The organism is Thermus antranikianii DSM 12462 (assembly GCF_000423905.1).
In the GTDB taxonomy this organism is placed as follows: domain Bacteria; phylum Deinococcota; class Deinococci; order Deinococcales; family Thermaceae; genus Thermus; species Thermus antranikianii.
This window is the reverse complement of record NZ_AUIW01000004.1, coordinates 43,693-63,474: the sequence shown is the minus strand read 5'-3', so window position 1 is coordinate 63,474 and position 19,782 is coordinate 43,693. Positions and strand designations below refer to the sequence as shown.

Here is a 19,782-nt window from a genome sequence, read left to right as displayed (position 1 = left end):
AAGGAGGGATGCCCGGATTAGGACTGGCCAAGCTCCTTCTTGAGGCGGGAAAGCTCCTCCTCCAGCTCCTTTTCCGCGGAGAGGGCGGCGAGCTCCTTTTCCAGGTCCTGGCCATCCAGCTCCTTCAGGGCCTCGTGCCGGTCCTCCATGGAGAGGATGCGGGCCTCCATCTCCTCAAAGGCCTCGAGGGCCGGGTGGGCGTCCAGCTTGGATTCCATCCGCCGCACTGCCTCGGCGGCCTCCACCCCCTTCTTGCGGGCGAGAAGGAGCTTTTTCCTGGCCTCGGCCTCGTCGATCTTGGCCTCGAGGGCCTTGAGCTGGGTCATGAGGCGGTTCACAAGGGCCTTCTGCTCCTCCGCCTGCTGCTTGAAGCCCTCGGCCAGGTCCAAAGCCCTTTTCCTGCGCTTAAGGGCCTCCTTGGCCAGGTCTTCCCGGCCTGCCTTCAGGGCCTCCTTGGCCTTTTCCTCCCAGAGGGCGGCTTCCTTCAGGTGGCTTTCCACCTCCCGTTCCAGGCGCTTGCCCTCAGCCATGGCAGCCGCCACCTGCTCCCGGGCCTCCCTTAGGGCTTCTTTCATGTCCTCCAGGGCCTGGTTGATGATCTTCTCGGGGTCCTCGGCCCGGCGCAGCAGGTCGCTCAGGTTGGCCCGGATGAGACGGCTTAGGCGGTCCAGTAGGGTCATGGTTTTTCCTCCTAGGTTGAGTATGCCACACCCACCCTTGACCCTGGGGGAGAAAGGGGGTAGGCTTGCGCTGTAAGTATGCACTTACTTGCAGGGCCGGAGGACCAGGGCTGGGGCAAGGATCCGGATCGCGGGCTGCTTTTGCGGCCCTGGAGCTTTTGGCTGAGCGGGGGTACCGGGGGGCCACCACCAAGGAGATCGCCCGGCGGGTCGGGGTGAACGAGGTAACCCTCTTCCGGCGTTTCGGCAGCAAGGAGGCCCTTTTGCGGGCGGCCCTTTCCCGCTTTATCCCGGCGGGGTTTCTGGAACGCCTCCCCGCGGAGGAGGCTCCCTTGGAGGAGGGCCTAAAGGAGCTTTTGGAGGCCTACCTGGACCTCCTAAAGGCCCACCAGGCCCTTTTGCCCAAGCTGCTGGCCGAGCTTCTCCGCCACCCGGGGCTAAGGGGCGCAGGACCTCCGAAAGGCATCCTGGGTGTCTTGGAAAGGGTGGTGGGCTTCTTCCGGGCCCAGCAGCGCAAGGGTCTTCTCCGGTCCGATGAGCCTCCCGAGGAGATGGCCTTGGCCTTTGTGGGACCCTTGATGGCCCGCTTCCTTCTGGGGGAGGCCTTGGGGGTGCGCCTGCCCCTGGATAAGGCGGCCTATCTGAGGGGGTATCTGGAGGGCAGATATGGTGCAGGCAGAGGAGGTCAGTCGGAGCTTCGGTAGCCTCAAGGCCTTGGACCGGGTGAGCCTCGAGGTGCGCCCCGGGGAGGTCTTCGACCTCCTGGGGCCCAACGGGGCGGGGAAGACCACCTTGGTGCGGATCCTCACCGGGGTTCTCAAGCCCGATGGGGGAAGGGCCTGGGTGGCGGGGTTGGAGGTGGGAAGGGAGCCCCACCGGGTGAAGGCCAGGATCGGCTACGCCACCCAGGAGCAAAGCATTTACCGCGACCTCACGGTGGAGGAGAACCTCCTCTTCCGCGCCCGCCTGTACCGGCCCAAGGAGGCCCGCCCCCTGGTCCGGGAGGTCCTGGAGCGCTTTGGCCTTTTGCCCTATGCCCACACCCTGGCCGGGCATCTTTCCGGGGGATGGCGGCAGCGCCTGGCCCTGGCCCAGGCGGTGGTGCACCGCCCCGAGGTGCTTTTCCTGGATGAGCCCACCACCGGCTTGGATCCCCTTTCCCGGAGAAGCGTCTGGGAGCTCATCCACCAGGAGGCGGAGAGGGGGGCGGCGGTCTTGGTCACCACCCATTACATGGACGAGGCGGAGCGTTGCCACCGCCTGGCCCTGCTCTTCGGCGGCCGGGTGCTGGCCACGGGCACACCCCAGGAGCTGAAGGCCCTGGCCAAGGCAAGGGCCCGCTTTCTCTACGCTCCCGGGCTTTCCCTGAGGGAGGCCCGGGGGATGCCGGGGGTCCTCGAGGCCTGGCCGAGCGGAGCCGGGGTCCGGCTCATCGCCCGGAGGGAGGCTCCCTTGGGAGGATTGGAGGAGGTGGAGCCCAGCCTCGAGGACGTCTTCACCCTCCTTACCAAGGAGGTCTTATGAACCGCATCCTGGCCCTGGCGGAGAAGGAGTTCTTGCAGATCCGGAGGGACCATGTCCTGCCGCGGCTCATCGTCTTGCTCCCCACCTTGATGCTCCTCCTCTTCGGCTACGCCATCAACTTCACCCTTAGCCACATCCCCCTGGCGGTTTACGATGCCTCCCAGGACCGCATCAGCCAGGCGCTTTTGGCGGAGCTCACGAAGGAGGACCGCTTCCGCCTGGTCCACCGGGCGGCAAGCCCGGAGGCGGTGGTGCAGGCGGTGGACCGGGGCCAGGCCCGGGTGGGGCTGGTGGTGCCCCCTGGGGCCCTGGACAAGGTGCGGCGGGGGGAGAGCGTGAGCCTGGAGGTCTACGTGGATGGCTCCGACCCCAACTTCGCCTTCCAGGCCCAGGCGGCCTTGCGGAAGGCCATCCAGGAGGTCAACGCCCGCATCCTGGTGGGCCGGGCCATGGCGGGGGAGGCGGTGTTGCTTCCCTTGAACCCCAACCTCCACACCCTCTACAACCCCGAGAACAAGACCGCCTGGTTCATGATCCCCGGCATCATCGGCCTGGTGCTCACCATGTTCACCGTCCTCCTCACCGCTTTGTCCATCGTGAGGGAGGTGGAAAGCCGCATGATGGAAAGCCTGCTGGCCTCCCCCTTGCGCCCCCATGAGATGGTGCTGGGCAAGGTGCTGCCCTACCTGTTCATCGCCTTCGGGGTGGCCCTGCTGGTGCTGGGCCTGGGGCATTTCGTGTTTGGGGTCCCGGTGCGGGGGAGCCTGGCCCTCCTCCTCTTGGCCATCTTCCTCTTCGTTCTGGGCTCGTTGGCCGCAGGGGTTCTCATCTCCACCCTGGCCCGGACCCAGGTGCAGGCGGTCTTCGGCACCTATGCCTACGCCTTTCCCACCATCTTCCTTTCCGGCTTCGTCTTCCCCATAGACGGCATGCCCCGCTTTTTCCAGCTTCTTTCCTATCTGGTGCCGGCCCGGTACCTCATAGAGGTCCTCCGCGGGGTGATGCTCAAGGGAGTGGGGTTTGCGGTGCTCTGGCCCCATCTGGCAGCCCTTCTCCTCTTTTCCGCCCTGGTCCTCTTCCTGGCCTCCGTGCGCTTCCAAAGGCAGGTGGTGGCATGAAGAGGATCTGGTGGGCGGGGTGGGTGGCTTTGGGCTTGGCCCTGGCCCAAGGGCGCCTCGAGGCCGGTGTTTATGGAGTTTCGGGAAGCTTAGCCTCCACCCTCGAGGGAGGCTTCACCCTGGAGCCGGGGGAGGTCTACGGGAAGCTCCAGGTGGGGCAGGAAAGCCGGGGGGCCTTGGGGCTTTCCTCGAGCCTCGCCCTAGGGCCCCTGGGGTACCTGGCCTATGGCCTGCAAGCCGAGGTGGGGGTGGGGGGGCTTGGGGGGATGGCCTTTGCCGAAGGGGGTGCCGGCCCCCTGGCCCTGGCGGCGCGGCTCGGCTACCGCTCCAAGAGGGTTTTCCCCCTGTTCCCCGAGGAGGGGGTGTTCGGCCGGCTTTCCCTGCGTTACCGCCTGGTGCCCAAGGAGGTGGTGGGCCTGCTCTTGGAAAGGGGAGAGGTCTTGCGGGCCGAGGTGAGCTACGCCCTGAGGGAGGAGGCCACCTATACCCTGGGGGCGGGTTTTTCCGGCCTGCCCTATCTGGTTTTGGGCTGGAAGGGCGAGGTGGGGGAGGGGATGGAGGTTCTGGACCTCGCCCTGCGCTTAGGGGGGTTAAATCGCCTCGAGGCGGGGCTTTACTTAGGGGAGGCTAGCCTTTTCCTCACCCTTTCCTATCCCTTTGCGGGTAGCCTCGGGGTGTGGCTTGGGGACTTGGGGCTCGAGGGAGGGTACAGGGAGGCTCCCTACGCCTGGGTCCGGTACGCCTGGAGGTGGCCATGAGGAGGCGATTTATGGAAAAACCCTGGGGTATTTTGCTCCTGGCCCTGGGCCTGGCTCTGGCGCAAAGCGTCTCCGAGATCCTGGACCGGGTGGAGAGGAACCTGCAGGACCCCTGGCAGGCGGTGGTGCAGGGCCAGATCCAGGGACCCGGAGGGCAGGAGGAGCTCAAAGCCCGGGTGCTGGCCATTCCCAAGGAAAACCTCTTCCGCATAGAGTTTCAGAAACCGGGCTCTCTAGAGGGCAACTTCACCCTGATCACGGAAAAGGAGGTCTGGAACTACCTTTACCTCACGAACCAGCTCATCGTGAGCCCCAAGGAAAAGGCCCAGGTGCAGGGCCTGGGGTTTAGCCCCCAGGGCCTTGGGGACCTGAAGGGGCTTTCCGAACGGGTGAGCCTTCGCCTTGTGGGGGAGGAGCGCCTGCCGGAGGGGGTGGTCTGGAAGCTGGTGGGCCGGGCACAGGAGGGCCAGGGTTTCGCCACCCTGGAGCTTTACATCCTGAAGAACGATCCCAGGCCCGTGCGCTTCGTGTTTCGGGACGAGGTGGGGAAGGTGATGGCCGACCTGCGGGTGGTGGAGTTCAAGAAAGCCTCCTTACGCCCCCAGGATCTCAAGCGCTACCCCAAGGACGCCCAGGTGGTGCGGCGCTAGGGTTCGGCGTAGAGGGGGGTGGTGAGGTACTTCCAGCCGCCATCCGGGCTGATGCAGGCCACCCTCTTGCCAGGGCCCAGTTCCCTGGCCACCTGCAGGGCTGCCCACAGGATCCCTCCCGAGCTCATTCCCAGGAAAAGCCCTTCCTCCTTGGCCAGCCGCCGGGCCAGGGGGAAGGCATCCTCCTCCCACACCTGGATGACCCCATCCAGAAGGGAAAGATCCAGGTTCTCGGGGATGAAGCCGGGTCCCATGCCCTGGAACTGGTGCTGGCCCATCTTGCCCCCGGAGAGGACGTTGGAGCGGGCGGGCTCCACGGCGATCACCTTCACCCCGGGGATCCTTTCCTTCAGGTACCGCCCCACCCCGGTGATGGTCCCCCCGGTGCCCGAGCCGTAGACGAAGGCGTCGATCCGCCCTTCTAGGGCCTCAAAGAGTTCCGGCCCGGTGGTCTCGTAGTGGGCCCGCACGTTGGCGGGGTTGGCGAACTGGTCGGGCATGAAGGCCCCAAGCTCCTCCTTAAGGCGCAAGGCCTCCTCCCTTGCGGCCAGCATCCGCCTCGCCGGGTCGGTGAGGACCAGCTCGGCGCCGAAGGCCTTCAGCACCCGCTTCCTCTCCTCGGACATCTGGGCGGGCATGGTGAGGATGAGGCGGTAGCCGCGGCTTGCGGCGATCATGGCCAGGCCGATCCCGGTGTTGCCGCTGGTGGGCTCCACGATGACCTGGCCGGAGCCGGGGCGGAGGAGGCCTCTTTCCTCGGCATCCTTGATCATGTACCAGGCGGGCCGGTCCTTGATGGACCCCCCGGGGTTGAGGCCCTCCAGCTTCACCCACACCTCGGCCATATCGGGTTCCACCACCTTGAAAAGGCGCACCACCGGGGTTTTGCCGATGATCGTTTCCACCCGCATACCCCTACTATAGGGCTTGCAAGGGCAGGGGAAAGGGGCTTGGATACGGGGAAAGCTTCCCCCACCTTTCCTCCAAGGGGCGGGTCTGCTAGGCTAAGGGGAGCAAGCCTGGCTTGCGAAAGGGTGACCATGAAGGTGGAACAAGACAAGGTAGTGACCATCCGTTACACCCTCCAGGTGGAGGGGGAGGTCTTGGACCAGGGGGAGCTTTCCTACTTGCACGGGCACGGCAACCTGATCCGGGGCCTCGAGGAGGAGCTGGAAGGCCGCGAGGAGGGGGAGATCTTCCAGGCCCGTGTGCCTGCGGACAAGGCCTATGGACCCCGCGACCCCGAGGGGGTTCAGGTGGTGCCCCTCTCCGCCTTCCCCGAGGACGCGGAGGTGGTGCCCGGGGCCCAGTTCTATGCCCAGGACATGGAGGGGAACCCCATGCCCCTCACCGTGGTGGAGGTCCAGGGGGAAGAGGTGACCATTGACTTCAACCACCCCCTGGCGGGTAAGGACCTGGACTTCGAGGTGGAGGTGGTAAGGGTCCGGGAGGCTACCCCCGAGGAGATCCTTCACGGCCACGTGCACGAGGGCGGGCACCACCACTAAGCCCAAAGCCTCCCTCAGGCCCCTTGTGCTTTGGGGCTTGACTTTTTGGGTAATCCGTGGAATAGTGAAGAGTCCCTGGAAAGCCAGGTGGGTTTTCGGGATGAAGGAGAAGCATGAAGAAGGGTACCGTCAAGTGGTTTAACGCGGAAAAAGGCTACGGGTTCATCCAGCAGGAAGAGGGTCCGGATGTGTTTGTGCACTTCACGGCCATCGAGGCCGAGGGGTTTCGCACCCTGAACGAGGGGGACCGGGTGGAGTTCGAGGTGGAGGCCGGCCGGGGCGGCAAGGGCCCCCAGGCCAAGAAGGTCCGCCGCCTCTAAAGGATCTTTCCGCCCAAAGGCCCCTTCGGGGGCCTTTTTGTTTTAGGCTTAAGCCATGCGCATCCTGGTTTCCAACGACGACGGCATCTTTTCCCCCGGGATCAAGGCCCTGGGCCTGGCCATGCGGGCTCTGGGGGAGGTTTGTGTGGTGGCCCCGGATGTGGAACAGTCCGCGGTGGGCCACGGGATCACCGTGAGGCGGCCCCTACGGTTCAAGCACACCGCCAGCGCGGGCTTCGGGGAGATCCCCGCCTACCGGGTGGACGGCACTCCTGCGGACTGCGTGGTGCTGGGTGTTCACCTTTTGGGCCGGCCCGATCTGGTGGTCTCCGGCATCAACATCGGGGTCAACCTGGGCTTGGACCTCACCCACTCGGGCACGGTGGCCGCGGCTTTGGAGGGTGCCTCCTTGGGCATTCCCTCCATCGCCTTCAGCCTGGACACCTCGGGGGAGGAGCTCAACTTCACCCTGGCGGCGGAGTGGGCGGTGAGGATCGCCCGCCTGGTGATGCGAAAGGGGCTTCCCAAGGGGGTTCTCCTCAACGTGAACTTCCCAGCGGGGGTGCCCAAAGGGGTCATGGTTACCCGGCTTTCCACCCACCACTGGGAGGACACGGTGGTGGAGCGCCTGGACCCCGAGGGGAGGCCCTACTACTGGATCGCCGGCACTCCCGTGGGGGAGGAGGAGGAGGGAACGGACCTTTACGCGGTGCGCAGGGGGTACATCTCCATCACCCCCGTGAGCCTGGATTTCACGGCGGCGGATCTGTTGGGTGAGGTGGCCCGCTGGGTGGAGGAAGTATGACCACGGGCATCCCTTCCCTTAGCCCTAGGGCCTCCTTGGCGTTTCCCCGGTTGAGGGCGATCTCCAGGAGGCCTCCGCTTCCCAGGTAGGCCACGGCCTCCCCCACTTCCACCTGGCCGAAGGTTTTGCGGATGGGGATGCGTTTCCCCGCCACCTCCACCAGGCTGTCCAAGGGAGCCTCGAGGAGGGTGGTGATGGCGTTGCCGAAGCGGTCAAAGGTGAGGATCTCCCCTTCTGGGCCTGGGGTGAGGGTGAGGGGAAGGCGTGTTAGATCCTGGGCGGGCACCTCCGGTCCAAGCTCCTCCGGAGCCAGCCCTAGGGCCAGGTGGGCAGCGGCGGGGGCGAAGAGGTCGCGGCCGTGGAAGGTGTGGCCCCCCGGGGCCCAGCCTGGCAGGGGGAGGACGCCCTTGGGGCTTGGGGGGGAGATGCGGGCGATCTCGTAGGCTCGGGTGGGTGGGTCCAGAAGCCAGGCCAGGGTGAAAAGGCCGTTGTCAGGCCCCACGTAAAGCCGCCTCCCTAGGGCGGCGATGGCCCGCCGGCTCGTGCCCACCCCAGGGTCCACCACCGCCAGGATCACCGCCTGTTCCGGCAGGTAGGGGAGGGCCTCAAAAAGGGCGTAGGCAGCCCGGCGCAGGTCCTGGGGGGGTAAGGCGTGGGCCAGGTCCAGGACGGGTACCCCGGGGGCTTTTTCCCAGAGGACGGCCTTGACCACGCCCACGTAGGGGTCCTCGAGGCCAAAATCGGAGAGGAAGAAGACGGGGCGCATCCTGCCCTTAGCCTACGGGGTTTTACCTGGGCCCCCACCCTGGCAAAGCCAGGATAGGGCGGCATCAGAAGCTCCGGAGCCAGGCGGCGGGAAAAAGGGCCAGGATCACCCCCGCCACCACCCAGCCCAAGGCCAGACCCAGGGTGCCCTCTGCCCGCTCCTTGGCCCAGAGGAGGCCCGCCCCCAGGAGGAGGAGAAGGAAGGTGGGCCCGGGTACGGCTACGGCGAAGAGCAAGGCCGTCAGGTAGGGGGCAAGGTCCCGGTACCGTTCCTTAAGGACCAAGGGGACCAGACCCCGGAAGAAGGGCTCCATGAGGGCTAGGCCCAAAAAGGCGAGGAGGTTTAAGGGGAGGGTGCCTAGCCCCAAGGGCTCCCGGATCCACCCGTAGAGGAAAAGGAGGAGGACCAGGGCCGGCCCCACCCAAAACCCCTCGATCCAGCTTGGCCAGGGACCCAGAAGGGCAGGAAGGCGCTTGCGGAAGCCTCTCTGGAGAAAGAGGCTTGCGAAGAGCAGGAGGCTATAGAACAGGTAAAAGCCAGGGAGGATCAGGTCCTTCTGGTAAGGGGTGACCAGGGCCAGGGCGTTGGCGAAAAGGATTTTGCCTAGGAAGGCGGCCAGGAGGAGGGCCAGGAGGAGGGTGCCCAGGAGGGTCAGGTAAAGGCTTCCCGGACCCGGCAGGGGATCCTCCACCACCTCGAGGGTGCGCAAGGGCTCTATGCGGCTTTCCCCCAGGAGGACCAGGAGCAAAAAGGCCAGGAAGACGAGAAGCCAAGGCCAAGCCTGGGCCAGGAAGCGGGCCGGGAGGTTTTCCAGGGTAGAAAGCTGTTTCAAGGCCGCTTGTCCTTGGACGAGCTGCCCCTGCCCCAGGTAGGCCAAGGCCAGGAGGGAAAGGGCTTGGCCTTGCAACCCTGGCTGGGCCGAAAGCTCCGGCAAGAGCCCTTCCAGAAGGGGGATGGCCTCCTGGGGCTTCCCCGAGAGGAAGAGGAGGCGGCCTCGCTCCAGCCTCTCCACAAGGGTGGAGCCCAGAAAGGTGAGACCCTCCTGGGGCCTTCCCAGGGCTAGATGGAGCCGGGACAGCAAAAGGCGTGCCTCGGGGGTGGAGGGCAAGCCTTGGGCCAGCTTCAAGGCTTCCTCGTACCGGTGGAGGGCCTCGAGGGCCATGGCCCGGAGGAGGTTGGCCTCGGGCCCCGGGGGGAGGGAAAGCCTTAGCACCTCGGCGGCCTGGCCCTTTTGCAAAAGCAGCCGGGCGCGAAGGAGCTGGGCCTCCGGCTCATCCCCCAGGCGTCCCAGGTAGCCTTCCACCTGCGCGAGGTCCCCCCTTTCCAGGTGGATGCGGGCGAGAAGGAGGAGGCTTGGCCGGTGCTCCGGATCGCTGGTGAGGGCCAGCTCGCAGGTGGCCTGGGCGCTTTCCAGCGCCCCTTGTTGGTATAGGCGCTGGCAACGGGCGAAAAACTCTTCGGCTTCCTGGGCCCAAGCGAGAGAGAGGAGGTGTAGGCCCAAGAGAACCAGCAATCCCCCGATAAGCCTCATGCCTTCCAGTTTACGCCCCACCTCTCTTGTACCGGGTATAATCCCTCAGCGGTGAAGCCCATGAGGCGCTGGATAACCGTACTTGCCACGATGGTTTGGGTTGCTGGCCTGGCCCAGGCCCCCCAGGTGTCGGCCCTGGTGGATGCCGGGCGGTTTCAGGAAGCCTATGAGCTGGGCTTGAAACTGGGTACCCCCGAGGCCTTGGCCCTGGCGGCCAAGGGAGCCAGCTTTTACGCCCTTTACCAGGCCAAGCCCGAGGAGAAGCGCGCCTGGTTTGAAAAGGCGGAGAAGGCGGCCTCCCAGGCCATCGCCAAGGCTCCGGATTACCCCGAGGGCTACTTTGAGCGGGCCCGGGCCTTAGGGCGGCTTTCCCAGTTCAAGGGGATCCTCGAGGCCCTGGCGGAGGGCTTGGCCCCCAGGATCCGAGGCGACCTGGAGAAGACCTTGAAGCTCGAGCCCGACCACGCTGGGGCCATGGTGGCCCTGGCCCTCTGGCACTTTGAGCTGGTGCAGAAGGGCTGGCTGGTGGCGGCCACCCAGGGGGCGGATGGCTCCAGGGTGGAGCCCCTCATGCAAAAGGCCATCGAGCTGGAGCCGGATGGGATCATCCACCGGGTGGAGTACGCCAGGGTCCTTGCCGCCTGGGGCAAGAAGGAGGAGGCCAGAAAGCAGCTGGAAACCGCCCTCTCCCTTCCCGCCAAAACCGCCGCCGACCGCTACGACCAGGAGAGGGCCCGGCAGGAGCTTGCCAAGCTGAAGTAGACCCAAGGAGTTCAGGGGCCGGGCACGCCCGGCCTCCTTTTACCTTGGAGTGGGGAACCTAAGACCAAGCCGCCTCCCGAAGGTATGCAAGAGCACGGTGGCCAGGGTCCCGGCGAAAAGGGCCCCTTCCGGATGGGTGCTGTAGAGGGCATAGACCACAAGGGCTCCCACCAGGGCAGCGGAGGCTCAACCCTCCAAAAGCACCATGGCTCGGGCCTGCACGTGCGCTACCGCCAGGCCCTCCGAGGTCTTGAAGGTAAGGCCGATGCGGTCCGGGGGTAGGCCAAGAAGCCGGGAGAGATTTTCCTGAAGGCCCTGCCGGTGGGGGGAAAGCTTGGGCTGGTCCAGGATGATGGCCAGGCTTACCTGGATCAACCTTCCCCCCCTTTCCTCAACGAGGCGGAGGGCTTCCTTTAGAAAGACCTCGCTGCGGGCTCCTCGCCACTTGGGGTCGGTGTCGGGGAAGAGGAGGCCGATATCCCCAAGGCCAAAGGCGGAGAGCAAGGCGTCGGTGAGGGCGTGCAGGGGAGCGTCCCCATCCGAGTGGGCCAGGGCCCCGTGGGGGCTTGGAATCAGGAGGCCGCAGAGGTATAGGGGTTTTCCCTCTATAAGGCGGTGGCTATCCTCCCCGTAACCTAGGCGCATGGCTATACTTTAGGGCATGCCGAGCTTTGCGGAAGCCCTAGCCCTCATGGAAGCCTGGACGGAAAGCGAGTCCCTGAGGCGGCACATGCGGGCGGTGGAGGTGGCCATGCGGGCCTATGCCCGCCGCTTCGGGGGGGACGAGGAGCTTTGGGCCATGGCCGGGGTCCTGCACGACATGGACTACGAGAAGTACCCCCAGGAGCATCCCTACCGGGGGGTGGAGGAGCTGAGGCGCCTGGGCTACCCGGAGGAGGTCTTGGAGGCCATCCTGGGCCACGCCTCCTACACCGGGGTACCCCGCAGGACCCTGATGGCCAAGGCCCTCTTCGCGGTGGACGAGCTTACGGGCTTGATCACCGCCGCGGTCTATGTGCGCCCGGACCGCTCCATCCTGGGCCTGGAGCTTTCCAGCTTGAAGAAAAAGTTCAAGGACAAGGCCTTCGCCCGGGGGGTGAACCGGGAGGAGATCCGGATGGGGGCCGAGGACCTGGGCCTTTCCCTGGACGAGCACATGGCCTTTGTCCTCGAGGCCATGAGGAAGGAAGCGGAGCTACTGGGCCTAAAGTAGTTGCCTTCGCCCCTGTGTTCCGCTAGGGTGGAGGGCGTGGAGCTACCCGACCTAAGCCCTTACCTGGGGCAGGTGACCTTTGGCGGCCTGGCGGGGTATGCGGTGGGCTACGCCTTGAAAAAGCTGGGCCGCCTCCTGGCCGTGGCCCTCGGCCTCCTCTTCGTGGCCGTGCAGCTTTTGGCCCAGGCGGGCTACATCCAGGTGGACTGGACCCGCATCCAAAGGGATGTGGAGCCTCTCCTCCAGCAACCGGGCTTGCAGAGCCTGTGGGAGAGGCTCCTCACCACCCTCACCTACAACCTGCCCTTCGGGGCTAGCTTCGTGGGTGGGTTGATCCTGGGCCTGCGGGCCGGCTGAGGAGTAGGAGACGCCCTAGACCCAGGTGAGTTCCAGGTGGGCCTTCAGATAGCCCACCTGGAGCCCCCGGTAGTTCCTGCGTTCGGGCTGGTCCCAAGGGGTGGGCCCGGGATCCAAGCCCAGGAGCCGGAGGAGGGCCACCACCGCCACCTCCCGGGCCTGGGCCGAGCCGTCTTCCACCTTCAAGGCGATCCCCAGGGGCCCGTGGGGGCTTTCCAGAAGGGCCAGGCCGTAGTAGCCATCGGCCCCCCGCTTGGCCACCACCGGCAGGCGCTCCATCAGGAGGGTGTCGATGCTCCCGGGTCCTGCCACCAGCTCGGGGTGGCGGCGCATGATCTGCTGCACCTTGCGGAGGGGTTCCCGGTACGCCTCGAGGGCCCTTTCCGGCACCGCCAGGAGGTAAAAGGCCCGGGCAGCCCGGGAAAGAGGTAGGGAAAAGGTGGGGACGCTACACCCGTCGATGGCCAGGAGGGGCTCCACCCCGGAGAGCTCCCTCAGGGTCTTCCGGTTCAGGACCTGGACCGGGTGGTCGGGGTTCTCGTAGCCTTCGGGGCTAGCCCCCAGGGCCAGGCTTGCGGCCAGCATGCCCGCATGCTTCCCCGAGCAATTGTGGTGGAGGGGCGTGGGGCTTTGCCCGGCTTCCTCCAGGGCCTTCCGGGCCTCCCTGGAGGAGGGGGGGTGGACCCCGCAGACCAGGACCTCAGGGCCGAGGCCCAGCTTGGTTAAGAAGCCGGAAGCCACCGCCACATGGCGGGGGGTGCCGTCGTGGCTGGCGGTGGCCAGGGCCACTTCCTCCTCCGTGATGCCAAACCGCTCCACCGCCCCCGTGAGGAAGAGGGCCAGGGCCTGGAAGGGCTTGGCCGAGGAGCGCATGTAGGCCCATAACCCGGGGTTTCCCGCATAGGCCAGTAGGCCCTTTGGCCCGTGGATGGCCAGGGAAATGCGGTGCCGGTTTTCCACCTCTTGGCCGCGGTAGGCGTAGACCCAAGCGTTCACGCCCCAAGTCTACGCCGGGCTTCCTCAAAAAGGGGCCGCCAGTCCAGGCCAAGGTAGGGGGAGGGGAAGCCCAGGAGTTTCCCTTCCGCCTTTTTCAGGTTCCTCAGGCCTCTCCGCCCGGTCTTGGCCTGGTGCAGGGCCGCCGCCAGGAGGATGAGCCCCTGCAAAAAGCGCCGTTTCTCTCCCTGCGCCTCCCGCCAGATTTCCTCCAGGGCCTCGTGTGCTTCAAAGTATTGGCCCTCTTGCAAAAGACGCCAGGCCTCACCCAAGGCTTCCACGCCTTAAGGCTAAACTGGGGCCATGCGCTTTGTCCTAGCGCCCTTGCTGCTGGCCCTGGCTTCGGTTCCAGCCCTGGGGCTTAGGCTCGCCACCACCACCAGCGTCTACGACTCGGGGCTTTTGGACCGGCTTTTGCCGGCCTTCGGGCGGGCTACGGGGGTTCGGGTGGAGGTTTTGGCCGTGGGCACGGGGCAGGCCTTGCGGTTGGCCGAGCGTAAGGATGTGGATGCGGTCCTGGTCCATGCCCCGGACCTCGAGGGGGAAGCCTTGGAGCGCGGCATCATTGCCCAGCCCTTCTGCCTGGCCCAGAATAGCTTCCTCCTGGTGGGGCCAAAAAGGGATCCCGCCCGGATCCGGGGGGTAGGGGATGTCCTGGAGGCCTTGCGGCGGATTGCCCGGGCCCAGGCTCCCTTCGTGTCCCGGGGGGATCGCTCGGGCACCCACCTGAAGGAGCTGGAGCTCTGGCGGAAGGCAGGCCTAACCCCCCGAGGAGGCTGGTACCTGGAGTCGGGGGCGGGCATGGGCCAGACCCTGGTTCTGGCGGCGGAGAAGGGAGCCTACACCCTCTCCGACCTGGCCACCCACCTCACCGTGGGCCGCAAACGGGGCCTGGAGGCCCTTTATCAGCGGGAGGATCCCCTTCTCCTGAACCAGTACACCTATTACCTGGTGCCTCAGGGGGCGAAGGCGGAGGAGGCGGAGGCCCTGCGCCGCTTCCTGGCCACGGAGGAGGCGGCCCGGTTGGTGGAGGGTTTGCGGGTGGGGGGGATCCCGCTCTTTAAGCCCTTGAGGGGGCGGTGTATCATCCCCAGAGGTGGCGGCCGCTGAGCTTTTGGAGATTTCCTTGCGCAGCCTCTGGGTGGCGGGGCTTGCCACCTTGCTGGCGGCTCTTCCCGCCGTGCCCTTGGGACTTTGGCTGGCCTTGAAGGGGGGTGGGGGGGTTTTCGGGCGGATTCTCCTCTACGCCGGCCTTGCCCTCCCCTCCGTGGTGGTGGGGCTTTTCTTCTACCTCCTCCTTTCCCGCTCGGGCCCTTTGGGATCCTTGGGCCTCCTCTACACTCCCTATGCCATGGTGCTGGCGGAGGCGGTCTTGGCCTTCCCCCTCATCGCCGCCTTCGTGCTTTCGGGGGCCAGGGGCAGGGTGGAGGAGGTGCGGCTTTTGGTGCGGAGCCTGGGGGGCAAGGAGGGCCAGGTGCTTCCCACCCTGTTCTGGGAAAGCCGCCGCATCCTGGCCGCCGCCTTGGCCGCCGGCTTCGGCGGGGCCATCAGCGAAGTGGGGGCGGCCACCTTGGTGGGCGGGGATATCCGCCACCACACCCGGGTCCTTACCACGGCCATCGTGGTGGAAACCCGAAAGGGGGAGCTGGAAAGCGCCTTGGCCCTAGGGTTTATTCTCCTGGGGGTGGCCCTCTTGGTCACCGCCCTGCTGGTTATCCTGGAGCGGGAATGAGTCCGGTTTTAAAGGCCCAGGGGTTGGTCCACCGCTACGGGGATTTTCGCCTCGAGGTTCCCTACCTCGAGGTGCACCCCGGGGAGATCCTGGCGGTGCTAGGGCCTTCGGGAAGCGGCAAGACCACCCTTCTCCGCCTCCTTGCCGGCCTCCTGCCCCCGGAGGAGGGGCAGGTGGAAGGGGAGTTCCGGGCCTACCTGCCCCAGACCCCACCCCTTCTTCGGCGTAGCGTCCTAGAAAACGCTGCCTTTGGCCTGTTGCTCCGGGGAGTGCCCCGGCGCCAGGCCCTGGCCCGGGCCTTTAGGCTCCTGGAACAGGTGGGTTTGGAGGGCAAGGCCCGTCAGCCCGCCCATCTCCTCTCCGGGGGGGAGGTGGTGCGCCTGGCCCTGGCCAGGACGCTTCTGGTGGAGCCTGCAGCCCTGTTACTGGACGAGCCCACCGCCAGCCTGGACCCCGCCAACACCCTGAAGGTGGAGGCCTTGCTCCAGGAGGCGGCCAGGGGAGGCCGGGGGGTGGTCCTGGCCACCCACGACCTCTTCCAGGTGCGCAGGCTGGCCCATAGGGTGGTCTTCCTCTTCCAGGGCCAGGTGGTGGAGGAAGCCCCCGTGGACCGGTTTTTCCAAAGCCCAAGGGACTCGAGGAGCCAAGCCTTTTTGGAGGGACGGCTGCTTCCTTAACCTCCCCCCCGGGCTGCCGCCAGGTGGATGCGGCCGAACCAGGCTTCCGCTGCCTCCCCTTCCACCTCCACCTCGATCTGGGGGAGGGAGAGGCTTCCCACCCTTAAGGGTTCCGCCTCGGCAAAGCGCACCCGGGCCCCGGGGAGGGCGTAGACTCCCTCCTCCAGCTTTCTCCCACCCCATTCGCTGAGGTACCTTTCCAAGAGCCAGGCGGGCAAAGCCCCGAAGCGCTGGGCGAAGGTTCCGCCCGCCACCGGGGGGAAGAGGTCCAAGGTGGCTTCCTCCGTCAGGGGGGTGGCAAGCCCATTTAGGTAACGCACATCCCGGCCCTCCAGGAAAACCGAGACCCGTTCAGCTAGGCCCTCGCCTTCGAAGAGCTCCTCCTTTAGGGCCGGATAGGCCTTGATCAAGGCCTCCAAAACTTCCCCAACCGTTCTTCCCTCCACCTGGACCTGGCCCTTGCCCACCAGGTCTCGGAAAGTGGCGTACAGGTTCACCTTAGGCATAGGAAGAGTTTAAAGGAGACCCGGGGGCGGTGGCCCGGGTCTCCTTAGGGTACCCCTTAGTCGTCCGCGGCGGCGGACAGGATGCCCAAGGCCTGGAGCTTGGCCGGGGGCACCACCCCCTTCTCCCAACCCCGCTCCTGGTAGTACTCCTGCAACATCAGGTCCAGCTCCGTGAGCTGGCCCTTGGAGCCTGCGCAGTCGGAGGGTTCCTTGAGGAAGCGCTCGGGCAGGTAGTCGGAGCCCTCCGCCCAGCCTGCCAGGTTGTTGTAGTAGCGCTCTAGGTTATAAATGCGCTCCCCGATGAGGAGGATCTCCTCGGGGGTCACGGGCCGGCCCCAGTAGGCGGAAAGCTGCTTGGCGTACTCCTCGGGACCCTCGGCGAACTGGCTGAACTTGCAAAGGTCCAAGGAATCGGTGAAAGCCGAAAGATCCTGAAGGAGTTTGGTGAGCTTCCCCTTCCCTTCCCAGGCCAAGGGGTCGGTCTTGTAGGGGATGCCTAGGATCTCCGAGGCAGGGGTGTAGGCCCGGAGGTGGCAGGCCCCCCGGTTGGAGGTGGCGTAGGCGATGCCCATGCCCTTGAGCCCCCTGGGGTCGTAGGCGGGGATGGATTGCCCCTTGACCTCGAGGGCAATCTCGGGGTGGCCGATGGCCTTGGCCCAGCGGGCTGGGCCCTCCGCCAGGCCGTCCCCTACTCCCCGGCGGTAGGCGATGGCCTCGATGATGCGGGCCTCGCCCTCCTTGTCCCCAAAGCGGATCCCATCGGGACCCTGGTAGTAGCCCTTCTCCGTGGCCTCCATGAGGACGGCGATGGCGTTGCCTGTCTCGATGGTGTCCAGGCCGTAGGCGTTGCAGAGGTAGATGGCGTACCCGGTCCAGTCGGTGTCGGTGTGGCCGGAGTGGGCCCCCAAGGCCCAGGCGGACTCGTACTCGTAGGATTCGAAGCGGATGGTCTTGCCGTTGATGTGGATCTCCACCATCTTCTTGCAGGCCACGGGGCAGGCGTGGCAGGTGTTGTCCTTGATAAGGCGGTGCTCGCGGATGTACTCTCCGGAGATGGTCTGTACCCCTTCGATGCAGGTGTGCTGGGCGTTGAAGGTGGGCAGGGCTCCCATCACGTTGGTGATGTTCATGAGCACGTTGGTGCCGTAGAGGGAAAGCCCACCCTTCTTGGGGGCGGTCACGTTCTTGGGGTCGTTGATGGTGGCCGAGGCCTGGCGGTCGGCCTCCCGCCAGAGCTCGGGGTCCTTGGGTTGGGGCATGTTCTCCTGCTTGCCCACCACCACGATGGCCTTGAGCTTTTTGCTTCCCGCCACCGCCCCGGTGCCCCCTCGGCCCGCAGCACGCTCGTCGTTGTTGATCCAGTTGGCGAAGCGGACCAGGTTCTCCCCAGCGGGGCCGATGGCCATCACGTCGGCATCCTCCCCGTGGCGTTCCCGCAGGATGCGGTGGGTTTCATGGGTGGTCTTGCCCCATAGGTCCGAGGCATCGTGGATGGTGACCTCCCCATCCTTCACCAGTAGGTAAACGGGTTTATCCGAGGCTCCCTTGATGAGGAGTCCATCAAACCCCGCCCACTTCAGCTTGGCCGCGGTCCAACCCCCCATGTGGCTATCCGTTACCGTGCCCGTGAGGGGGCTTTTGGTGACCACGGCCAGGCGCCCCGACATCTTGGCCCGCGTGCCGGAAAGAGGGCCATTCATGATGCAGAGGAGGTTATCGGGGCCCAGGGGGTCTACTTTGGGCCCGTTTTCAAACACGTACTTAACCCCTAGACCCCTTCCGCCCACATACATCTCCAGGTCCTTGGGATCGGGGGCGAAGTACTCCACCTGGCCTGTAGAGAGGTTGATACGGGCGATCCTATGGGCATATCCGCCGAGCATCCTTCACCTCCTCTTGGGCCAAGGGAAGACACCTGTCGCCAAGAAAACCACAGGCCATTGCCCAAGTTCGAGAGGATTATACTACCCAAGCCCCAGGGGAATGTAAAGAAGGTGACAGGCATAATGGAGCCATGCTGGCCCTTTTGGGGGAGGTCCTGGTGGACCTCATTCAGGAAAGCCAAGACCCCTTGCGCTTTAGGGGGGTCCTTGGGGGCTCGGCGCTCAACACCGCCGCCACCCTGGCCCGGTTGGGGTTTCCCGTGCGTTTCCTTTCCGAGGTGGGGGAGGACTGGGTTTCCGCCTGGAGCGAGGAGGAGATGAGAAGGCGGGGCCTCGAGCTCAGGCTTTTCCGCCATCCCGCTCCCATGCCCTTGGCCCTGGTGCGCCTGGATGCGGAGGGAAATGGGGAATATAGCTTCCACCGCCCCTTCCGCCTGCCCTACCGCCCAGGGCCCGAAAGCCCCCGGGGAGCCAGGGTGTTCCACTTCGGCTCCCTCCTGGCCCTCGAGGATCGCGTGGAGGAAGGCTTAGGCCTCCTTTTACAGGAAGCGGCGGAGGAGGGGGCTTTGGTTTCCTACGACCCCAACCTCCGGCATTCCCCTACCCCCAAGGAAAGGAAGCGAATAAGAGCCTATCTGGACCGGATAGACCTGTTGAAGCTTTCCCTAGAAGACGCCAAACTTCTTTTCCCTGAGGACCCCGTGGGGGCGGTGAAGACCTTGGATATACCCCTAAAGGTCCTCACCCTGGGCCGGGAAGGGGCGGTGGCCTTTCTTGGGGAGGAGGCGGTGCGCCTCCCCGGAAAGGCGGTGAGGGTGAAGGATACCGTGGGGGCAGGGGATGCCTTCACCGCCGGGCTCTTGGCCCTTCTTCTCCGAAAGGGCTACGGTAAAGGGAATCTTCCCCGCCTGTCTTTACCGGACCTAAAGGACATCCTGGAGGGCGCCGTTGCCCTATCCGCCCTGGCCTGCACCGTGCGGGGAGCCTACCTTCCGGAAAGGGGGCTCAGGTCCTGGCAGGCCCGGTACCTAGGGGATGAGGAGGACCTTGCCCGTGGTCTTCCGCCCCTCTAGGGCCTCGTGGGCTTCCCTGGCCTTTTCCAAGGGGAACTCCGCCCCGATGCGCACCCGTAGCCACCCTTCCCGGATGGCCTCAAAAACCTCCCCCGCCCGAAAGAGGAGTTCTTTGCGGGTGGCGGTGTAATGGTGCAGGGTGGGGCGGGTAAGGAAGAGGCTTCCTTTCCGGTTCAGGACCTGGGGGTCAAATGGGGGCACGGGCCCCGAGGACTGGCCGAAGAGGACCAGATAGCCCCTGGGCCTTAAGGCCTCGAGGCTTCCCTCAAAGGTGCTCTGCCCCACCCCGTCATAGACCACGTCCACCCCGCCTCCGGAAAGGGCCTTCACCGCTTGGGCGAAGCCCTCGTAGGGCAGGGCGTAGTCCGCCCCCGCCTCGAGGCAAAGGGCCCGCTTCTCCTCGGTGCTGGCGGTGGCGTAGACCGTGGCCCCCAGCCGCTTGGCCCACTGGATGAGGAGGAGCCCCACCCCCCCGGCCCCCGCGTGGACCAGGACCTGATCCCCAGGGCGGACGGGGTAGGTGCTCTTCAGAAGGTAGTGGACGGTCATGCCCTGCAGGAGGCTCGCTGCCGCCAGCTTGGGATCCAGCCCTGCGGGCACGGGTACGAGCCTCTCCGCTGGCACCACCTGGTACTGGGCGTAGGCACCCTGAACGTTGGCGAAGGCCACCCGGTCCCCAGGGCGTACCCCCACCACACCTTCCCCCACCTTCTCCACCACCCCGGCTCCTTCCTCCCCTAAGGTGAAGGGAAGGGGCATGGGGTAAAGACCCTTGCGCTTGTAGGTGTCGATGTAGTTGACCCCGATGGCCAAAAGCTTCACCAAAACCTCCCCTGGCCCTGGCTCGGGGATGGGGAGGTCCTCGAGGGCCAGGACCTCGGGCCCGCCTGTCTGATGCACCCGTACGGCCTTCATGGGGAACAGTC

At 65.9% G+C, this 19,782-nt stretch carries 26 protein-coding genes; 15 read left to right on the top strand and 11 right to left on the bottom strand.

Going from position 1 to position 19,782, the window contains the following annotated elements; genetic code table 11:
• Nucleotides 1-17: 17 nt before the first annotated feature.
• Nucleotides 18-680 (bottom strand): PspA/IM30 family protein, encoded by a 663-nt coding sequence (locus tag G584_RS0105005; protein WP_028493631.1) that lies wholly within the window; start codon nucleotides 678-680, stop codon nucleotides 18-20.
• A gap of 158 nt (nucleotides 681-838) precedes the next feature.
• Here G584_RS0105005 and G584_RS0105000 point away from each other — a divergent pair, with 158 nt between their 5' ends.
• From G584_RS0105000 to G584_RS0104980, 5 genes are read left to right on the top strand one after another with little or no spacing between them, the layout of a single operon-like run.
• Nucleotides 839-1,384 (top strand): TetR/AcrR family transcriptional regulator, encoded by a 546-nt coding sequence (locus tag G584_RS0105000; RefSeq protein ID WP_245563318.1) that lies wholly within the window; start codon nucleotides 839-841, stop codon nucleotides 1,382-1,384.
• Nucleotides 1,347-2,204, top strand: coding sequence for an ABC transporter ATP-binding protein (locus tag G584_RS0104995; protein ID WP_028493629.1), 858 nt, complete (start codon nucleotides 1,347-1,349; stop codon nucleotides 2,202-2,204). The genes G584_RS0105000 and G584_RS0104995 overlap by 38 nt, the downstream gene beginning before the upstream one ends.
• Nucleotides 2,201-3,322, top strand: a complete 1,122-nt coding sequence (locus G584_RS0104990; RefSeq protein ID WP_028493628.1) for an ABC transporter permease — start codon at nucleotides 2,201-2,203, stop codon at nucleotides 3,320-3,322. The genes G584_RS0104995 and G584_RS0104990 overlap by 4 nt, the downstream gene beginning before the upstream one ends.
• Nucleotides 3,319-4,080, top strand: a complete 762-nt coding sequence (locus G584_RS0104985) for a hypothetical protein (protein ID WP_028493627.1) — start codon at nucleotides 3,319-3,321, stop codon at nucleotides 4,078-4,080. The genes G584_RS0104990 and G584_RS0104985 overlap by 4 nt, the downstream gene beginning before the upstream one ends.
• Nucleotides 4,081-4,091: 11 nt before the next feature.
• On the top strand, nucleotides 4,092-4,730 hold the full coding sequence (locus tag G584_RS0104980; protein ID WP_028493626.1) for an outer membrane lipoprotein carrier protein LolA: 639 nt from the start codon (nucleotides 4,092-4,094) through the stop codon (nucleotides 4,728-4,730).
• Here the strand turns inward: G584_RS0104980 and cysK are convergent.
• Nucleotides 4,727-5,641, bottom strand: coding sequence for a cysteine synthase A (gene cysK, locus G584_RS0104975; RefSeq protein ID WP_015715974.1), 915 nt, complete (start codon nucleotides 5,639-5,641; stop codon nucleotides 4,727-4,729). The genes G584_RS0104980 and cysK overlap by 4 nt on opposite strands.
• Before the next feature lie 129 nt (nucleotides 5,642-5,770).
• On the opposite strand from cysK, the gene G584_RS0104970 reads away from it, so the two are divergent.
• From G584_RS0104970 to surE, 3 genes are all read left to right on the top strand, one after another.
• The gene (locus G584_RS0104970; protein WP_028493625.1) at nucleotides 5,771-6,238 is read left to right on the top strand and encodes an FKBP-type peptidyl-prolyl cis-trans isomerase; all 468 of its coding nucleotides are present in this window, start codon (nucleotides 5,771-5,773) and stop codon (nucleotides 6,236-6,238) included.
• Nucleotides 6,239-6,351: 113 nt separating this feature from the next.
• Nucleotides 6,352-6,558, top strand: coding sequence for a cold-shock protein (locus G584_RS0104965; RefSeq protein WP_015715977.1), 207 nt, complete (start codon nucleotides 6,352-6,354; stop codon nucleotides 6,556-6,558).
• A 55-nt stretch (nucleotides 6,559-6,613) separates the two neighbouring features.
• Entirely contained in the window at nucleotides 6,614-7,363 is a 750-nt protein-coding gene (gene surE, locus G584_RS0104960; RefSeq protein WP_028493624.1) for a 5'/3'-nucleotidase SurE, read from the top strand.
• On the opposite strand, the gene G584_RS0104955 is transcribed toward surE, so the two are convergent.
• Both G584_RS0104955 and G584_RS0104950 read right to left on the bottom strand, forming a co-directional pair.
• Nucleotides 7,311-8,129 (bottom strand): SAM hydrolase/SAM-dependent halogenase family protein, encoded by an 819-nt coding sequence (locus G584_RS0104955; RefSeq protein WP_028493623.1) that lies wholly within the window; start codon nucleotides 8,127-8,129, stop codon nucleotides 7,311-7,313. The two genes, surE and G584_RS0104955, sit on opposite strands and share 53 nt — an antisense overlap.
• 64 nt (nucleotides 8,130-8,193) lie before the next feature.
• The gene (locus G584_RS0104950) at nucleotides 8,194-9,660 is read right to left on the bottom strand and encodes a tetratricopeptide repeat protein (protein WP_028493622.1); all 1,467 of its coding nucleotides are present in this window, start codon (nucleotides 9,658-9,660) and stop codon (nucleotides 8,194-8,196) included.
• Nucleotides 9,661-9,750: 90 nt separating this feature from the next.
• Between G584_RS0104950 and G584_RS0104945 the strand changes: the two genes are divergently transcribed.
• On the top strand, nucleotides 9,751-10,422 hold the full coding sequence (locus G584_RS0104945; protein ID WP_038050731.1) for a tetratricopeptide repeat protein: 672 nt from the start codon (nucleotides 9,751-9,753) through the stop codon (nucleotides 10,420-10,422).
• 39 nt (nucleotides 10,423-10,461) lie between these two features.
• Here G584_RS0104945 and G584_RS13070 read toward each other — a convergent pair whose 3' ends face one another.
• Complete coding sequence (locus G584_RS13070) at nucleotides 10,462-10,593, bottom strand: hypothetical protein (protein ID WP_272595911.1); 132 nt, start codon at nucleotides 10,591-10,593, stop codon at nucleotides 10,462-10,464.
• A gap of 15 nt (nucleotides 10,594-10,608) precedes the next feature.
• Nucleotides 10,609-11,067: a 2-C-methyl-D-erythritol 2,4-cyclodiphosphate synthase gene (ispF, locus tag G584_RS0104935; protein WP_028493620.1), complete on the bottom strand. Its 459-nt coding sequence runs from the start codon at nucleotides 11,065-11,067 to the stop codon at nucleotides 10,609-10,611.
• A gap of 16 nt (nucleotides 11,068-11,083) precedes the next feature.
• Between ispF and G584_RS0104930 the strand changes: the two genes are divergently transcribed.
• Together G584_RS0104930 and G584_RS0104925 are read left to right on the top strand one after the other, a co-directional pair.
• Nucleotides 11,084-11,635, top strand: coding sequence for an HD domain-containing protein (locus tag G584_RS0104930; RefSeq protein ID WP_028493619.1), 552 nt, complete (start codon nucleotides 11,084-11,086; stop codon nucleotides 11,633-11,635).
• Nucleotides 11,636-11,671: 36 nt separating this feature from the next.
• A complete protein-coding gene (locus G584_RS0104925) occupies nucleotides 11,672-11,992 on the top strand; it encodes an FUN14 domain-containing protein (protein WP_028493618.1) in 321 nt (106 codons plus the stop codon).
• Nucleotides 11,993-12,007: 15 nt separating this feature from the next.
• Here G584_RS0104925 and G584_RS0104920 read toward each other — a convergent pair whose 3' ends face one another.
• Nucleotides 12,008-12,988: an asparaginase gene (locus G584_RS0104920; RefSeq protein WP_028493617.1), complete on the bottom strand. Its 981-nt coding sequence runs from the start codon at nucleotides 12,986-12,988 to the stop codon at nucleotides 12,008-12,010.
• The gene (locus tag G584_RS0104915) at nucleotides 12,985-13,266 is read right to left on the bottom strand and encodes a DUF309 domain-containing protein (protein ID WP_028493616.1); all 282 of its coding nucleotides are present in this window, start codon (nucleotides 13,264-13,266) and stop codon (nucleotides 12,985-12,987) included. The genes G584_RS0104920 and G584_RS0104915 overlap by 4 nt, the downstream gene beginning before the upstream one ends.
• Nucleotides 13,267-13,288: 22 nt before the next feature.
• On the opposite strand from G584_RS0104915, the gene G584_RS0104910 reads away from it, so the two are divergent.
• From G584_RS0104910 to G584_RS0104900, 3 genes are read left to right on the top strand one after another with little or no spacing between them, the layout of a single operon-like run.
• On the top strand, nucleotides 13,289-14,095 hold the full coding sequence (locus G584_RS0104910) for an ABC transporter substrate-binding protein (protein ID WP_028493615.1): 807 nt from the start codon (nucleotides 13,289-13,291) through the stop codon (nucleotides 14,093-14,095).
• On the top strand, nucleotides 14,082-14,717 hold the full coding sequence (locus G584_RS0104905) for an ABC transporter permease (RefSeq protein WP_028493614.1): 636 nt from the start codon (nucleotides 14,082-14,084) through the stop codon (nucleotides 14,715-14,717). Before G584_RS0104910 ends, G584_RS0104905 begins: the two co-directional genes overlap by 14 nt.
• Nucleotides 14,714-15,394 (top strand): ATP-binding cassette domain-containing protein, encoded by a 681-nt coding sequence (locus G584_RS0104900; protein WP_028493613.1) that lies wholly within the window; start codon nucleotides 14,714-14,716, stop codon nucleotides 15,392-15,394. Before G584_RS0104905 ends, G584_RS0104900 begins: the two co-directional genes overlap by 4 nt.
• Here the strand turns inward: G584_RS0104900 and G584_RS0104895 are convergent.
• Entirely contained in the window at nucleotides 15,391-15,900 is a 510-nt protein-coding gene (locus tag G584_RS0104895) for a ubiquitin-like small modifier protein 1 (RefSeq protein WP_028493612.1), read from the bottom strand. The two genes, G584_RS0104900 and G584_RS0104895, sit on opposite strands and share 4 nt — an antisense overlap.
• 56 nt (nucleotides 15,901-15,956) lie before the next feature.
• On the bottom strand, nucleotides 15,957-17,783 hold the full coding sequence (locus tag G584_RS0104890; RefSeq protein WP_028493611.1) for an aldehyde ferredoxin oxidoreductase family protein: 1,827 nt from the start codon (nucleotides 17,781-17,783) through the stop codon (nucleotides 15,957-15,959).
• 131 nt (nucleotides 17,784-17,914) lie between these two features.
• Between G584_RS0104890 and G584_RS0104885 the strand changes: the two genes are divergently transcribed.
• On the top strand, nucleotides 17,915-18,856 hold the full coding sequence (locus tag G584_RS0104885) for a carbohydrate kinase family protein (RefSeq protein WP_028493610.1): 942 nt from the start codon (nucleotides 17,915-17,917) through the stop codon (nucleotides 18,854-18,856).
• On the opposite strand, the gene G584_RS0104880 is transcribed toward G584_RS0104885, so the two are convergent.
• Nucleotides 18,812-19,771: a quinone oxidoreductase family protein gene (locus tag G584_RS0104880; protein ID WP_028493609.1), complete on the bottom strand. Its 960-nt coding sequence runs from the start codon at nucleotides 19,769-19,771 to the stop codon at nucleotides 18,812-18,814. The genes G584_RS0104885 and G584_RS0104880 overlap by 45 nt on opposite strands.
• Nucleotides 19,772-19,782 lie beyond the last annotated feature (11 nt).

Bases quoted from the DNA above. Each gene is read 5' to 3' on its own strand.
- G584_RS0104990 (WP_028493628.1), top strand. From the start codon at position 2,201: ATGAACCGCATCCTGGCCCTGGCGGAGAAGGAGTTCTTGCAGATCCGG.
- G584_RS0104895 (WP_028493612.1), bottom strand. From the start codon at position 15,900: ATGCCTAAGGTGAACCTGTACGCCACTTTCCGAGACCTGGTGGGCAAG.
- cysK (WP_015715974.1), bottom strand. From the start codon at position 5,641: ATGCGGGTGGAAACGATCATCGGCAAAACCCCGGTGGTGCGCCTTTTC.
- G584_RS0104970 (WP_028493625.1), top strand. From the start codon at position 5,771: ATGAAGGTGGAACAAGACAAGGTAGTGACCATCCGTTACACCCTCCAG.
- G584_RS0104980 (WP_028493626.1), top strand. From the start codon at position 4,092: ATGGAAAAACCCTGGGGTATTTTGCTCCTGGCCCTGGGCCTGGCTCTG.
- G584_RS0104885 (WP_028493610.1), top strand. From the start codon at position 17,915: ATGCTGGCCCTTTTGGGGGAGGTCCTGGTGGACCTCATTCAGGAAAGC.
- G584_RS0104880 (WP_028493609.1), bottom strand. From the start codon at position 19,771: ATGAAGGCCGTACGGGTGCATCAGACAGGCGGGCCCGAGGTCCTGGCC.
- G584_RS0104890 (WP_028493611.1), bottom strand. From the start codon at position 17,783: ATGCTCGGCGGATATGCCCATAGGATCGCCCGTATCAACCTCTCTACA.
- G584_RS0105005 (WP_028493631.1), bottom strand. From the start codon at position 680: ATGACCCTACTGGACCGCCTAAGCCGTCTCATCCGGGCCAACCTGAGC.
- G584_RS0104950 (WP_028493622.1), bottom strand. From the start codon at position 9,660: ATGAGGCTTATCGGGGGATTGCTGGTTCTCTTGGGCCTACACCTCCTC.
- ispF (WP_028493620.1), bottom strand. From the start codon at position 11,067: ATGCGCCTAGGTTACGGGGAGGATAGCCACCGCCTTATAGAGGGAAAA.
- G584_RS0104910 (WP_028493615.1), top strand. From the start codon at position 13,289: ATGCGCTTTGTCCTAGCGCCCTTGCTGCTGGCCCTGGCTTCGGTTCCA.
- G584_RS0104995 (WP_028493629.1), top strand. From the start codon at position 1,347: ATGGTGCAGGCAGAGGAGGTCAGTCGGAGCTTCGGTAGCCTCAAGGCC.
- surE (WP_028493624.1), top strand. From the start codon at position 6,614: ATGCGCATCCTGGTTTCCAACGACGACGGCATCTTTTCCCCCGGGATC.
- G584_RS0104955 (WP_028493623.1), bottom strand. From the start codon at position 8,129: ATGCGCCCCGTCTTCTTCCTCTCCGATTTTGGCCTCGAGGACCCCTAC.
- G584_RS0104930 (WP_028493619.1), top strand. From the start codon at position 11,084: ATGCCGAGCTTTGCGGAAGCCCTAGCCCTCATGGAAGCCTGGACGGAA.
- G584_RS0104900 (WP_028493613.1), top strand. From the start codon at position 14,714: ATGAGTCCGGTTTTAAAGGCCCAGGGGTTGGTCCACCGCTACGGGGAT.
- G584_RS0104965 (WP_015715977.1), top strand. From the start codon at position 6,352: ATGAAGAAGGGTACCGTCAAGTGGTTTAACGCGGAAAAAGGCTACGGG.
- G584_RS0104985 (WP_028493627.1), top strand. From the start codon at position 3,319: ATGAAGAGGATCTGGTGGGCGGGGTGGGTGGCTTTGGGCTTGGCCCTG.
- G584_RS0104945 (WP_038050731.1), top strand. From the start codon at position 9,751: ATGGTTTGGGTTGCTGGCCTGGCCCAGGCCCCCCAGGTGTCGGCCCTG.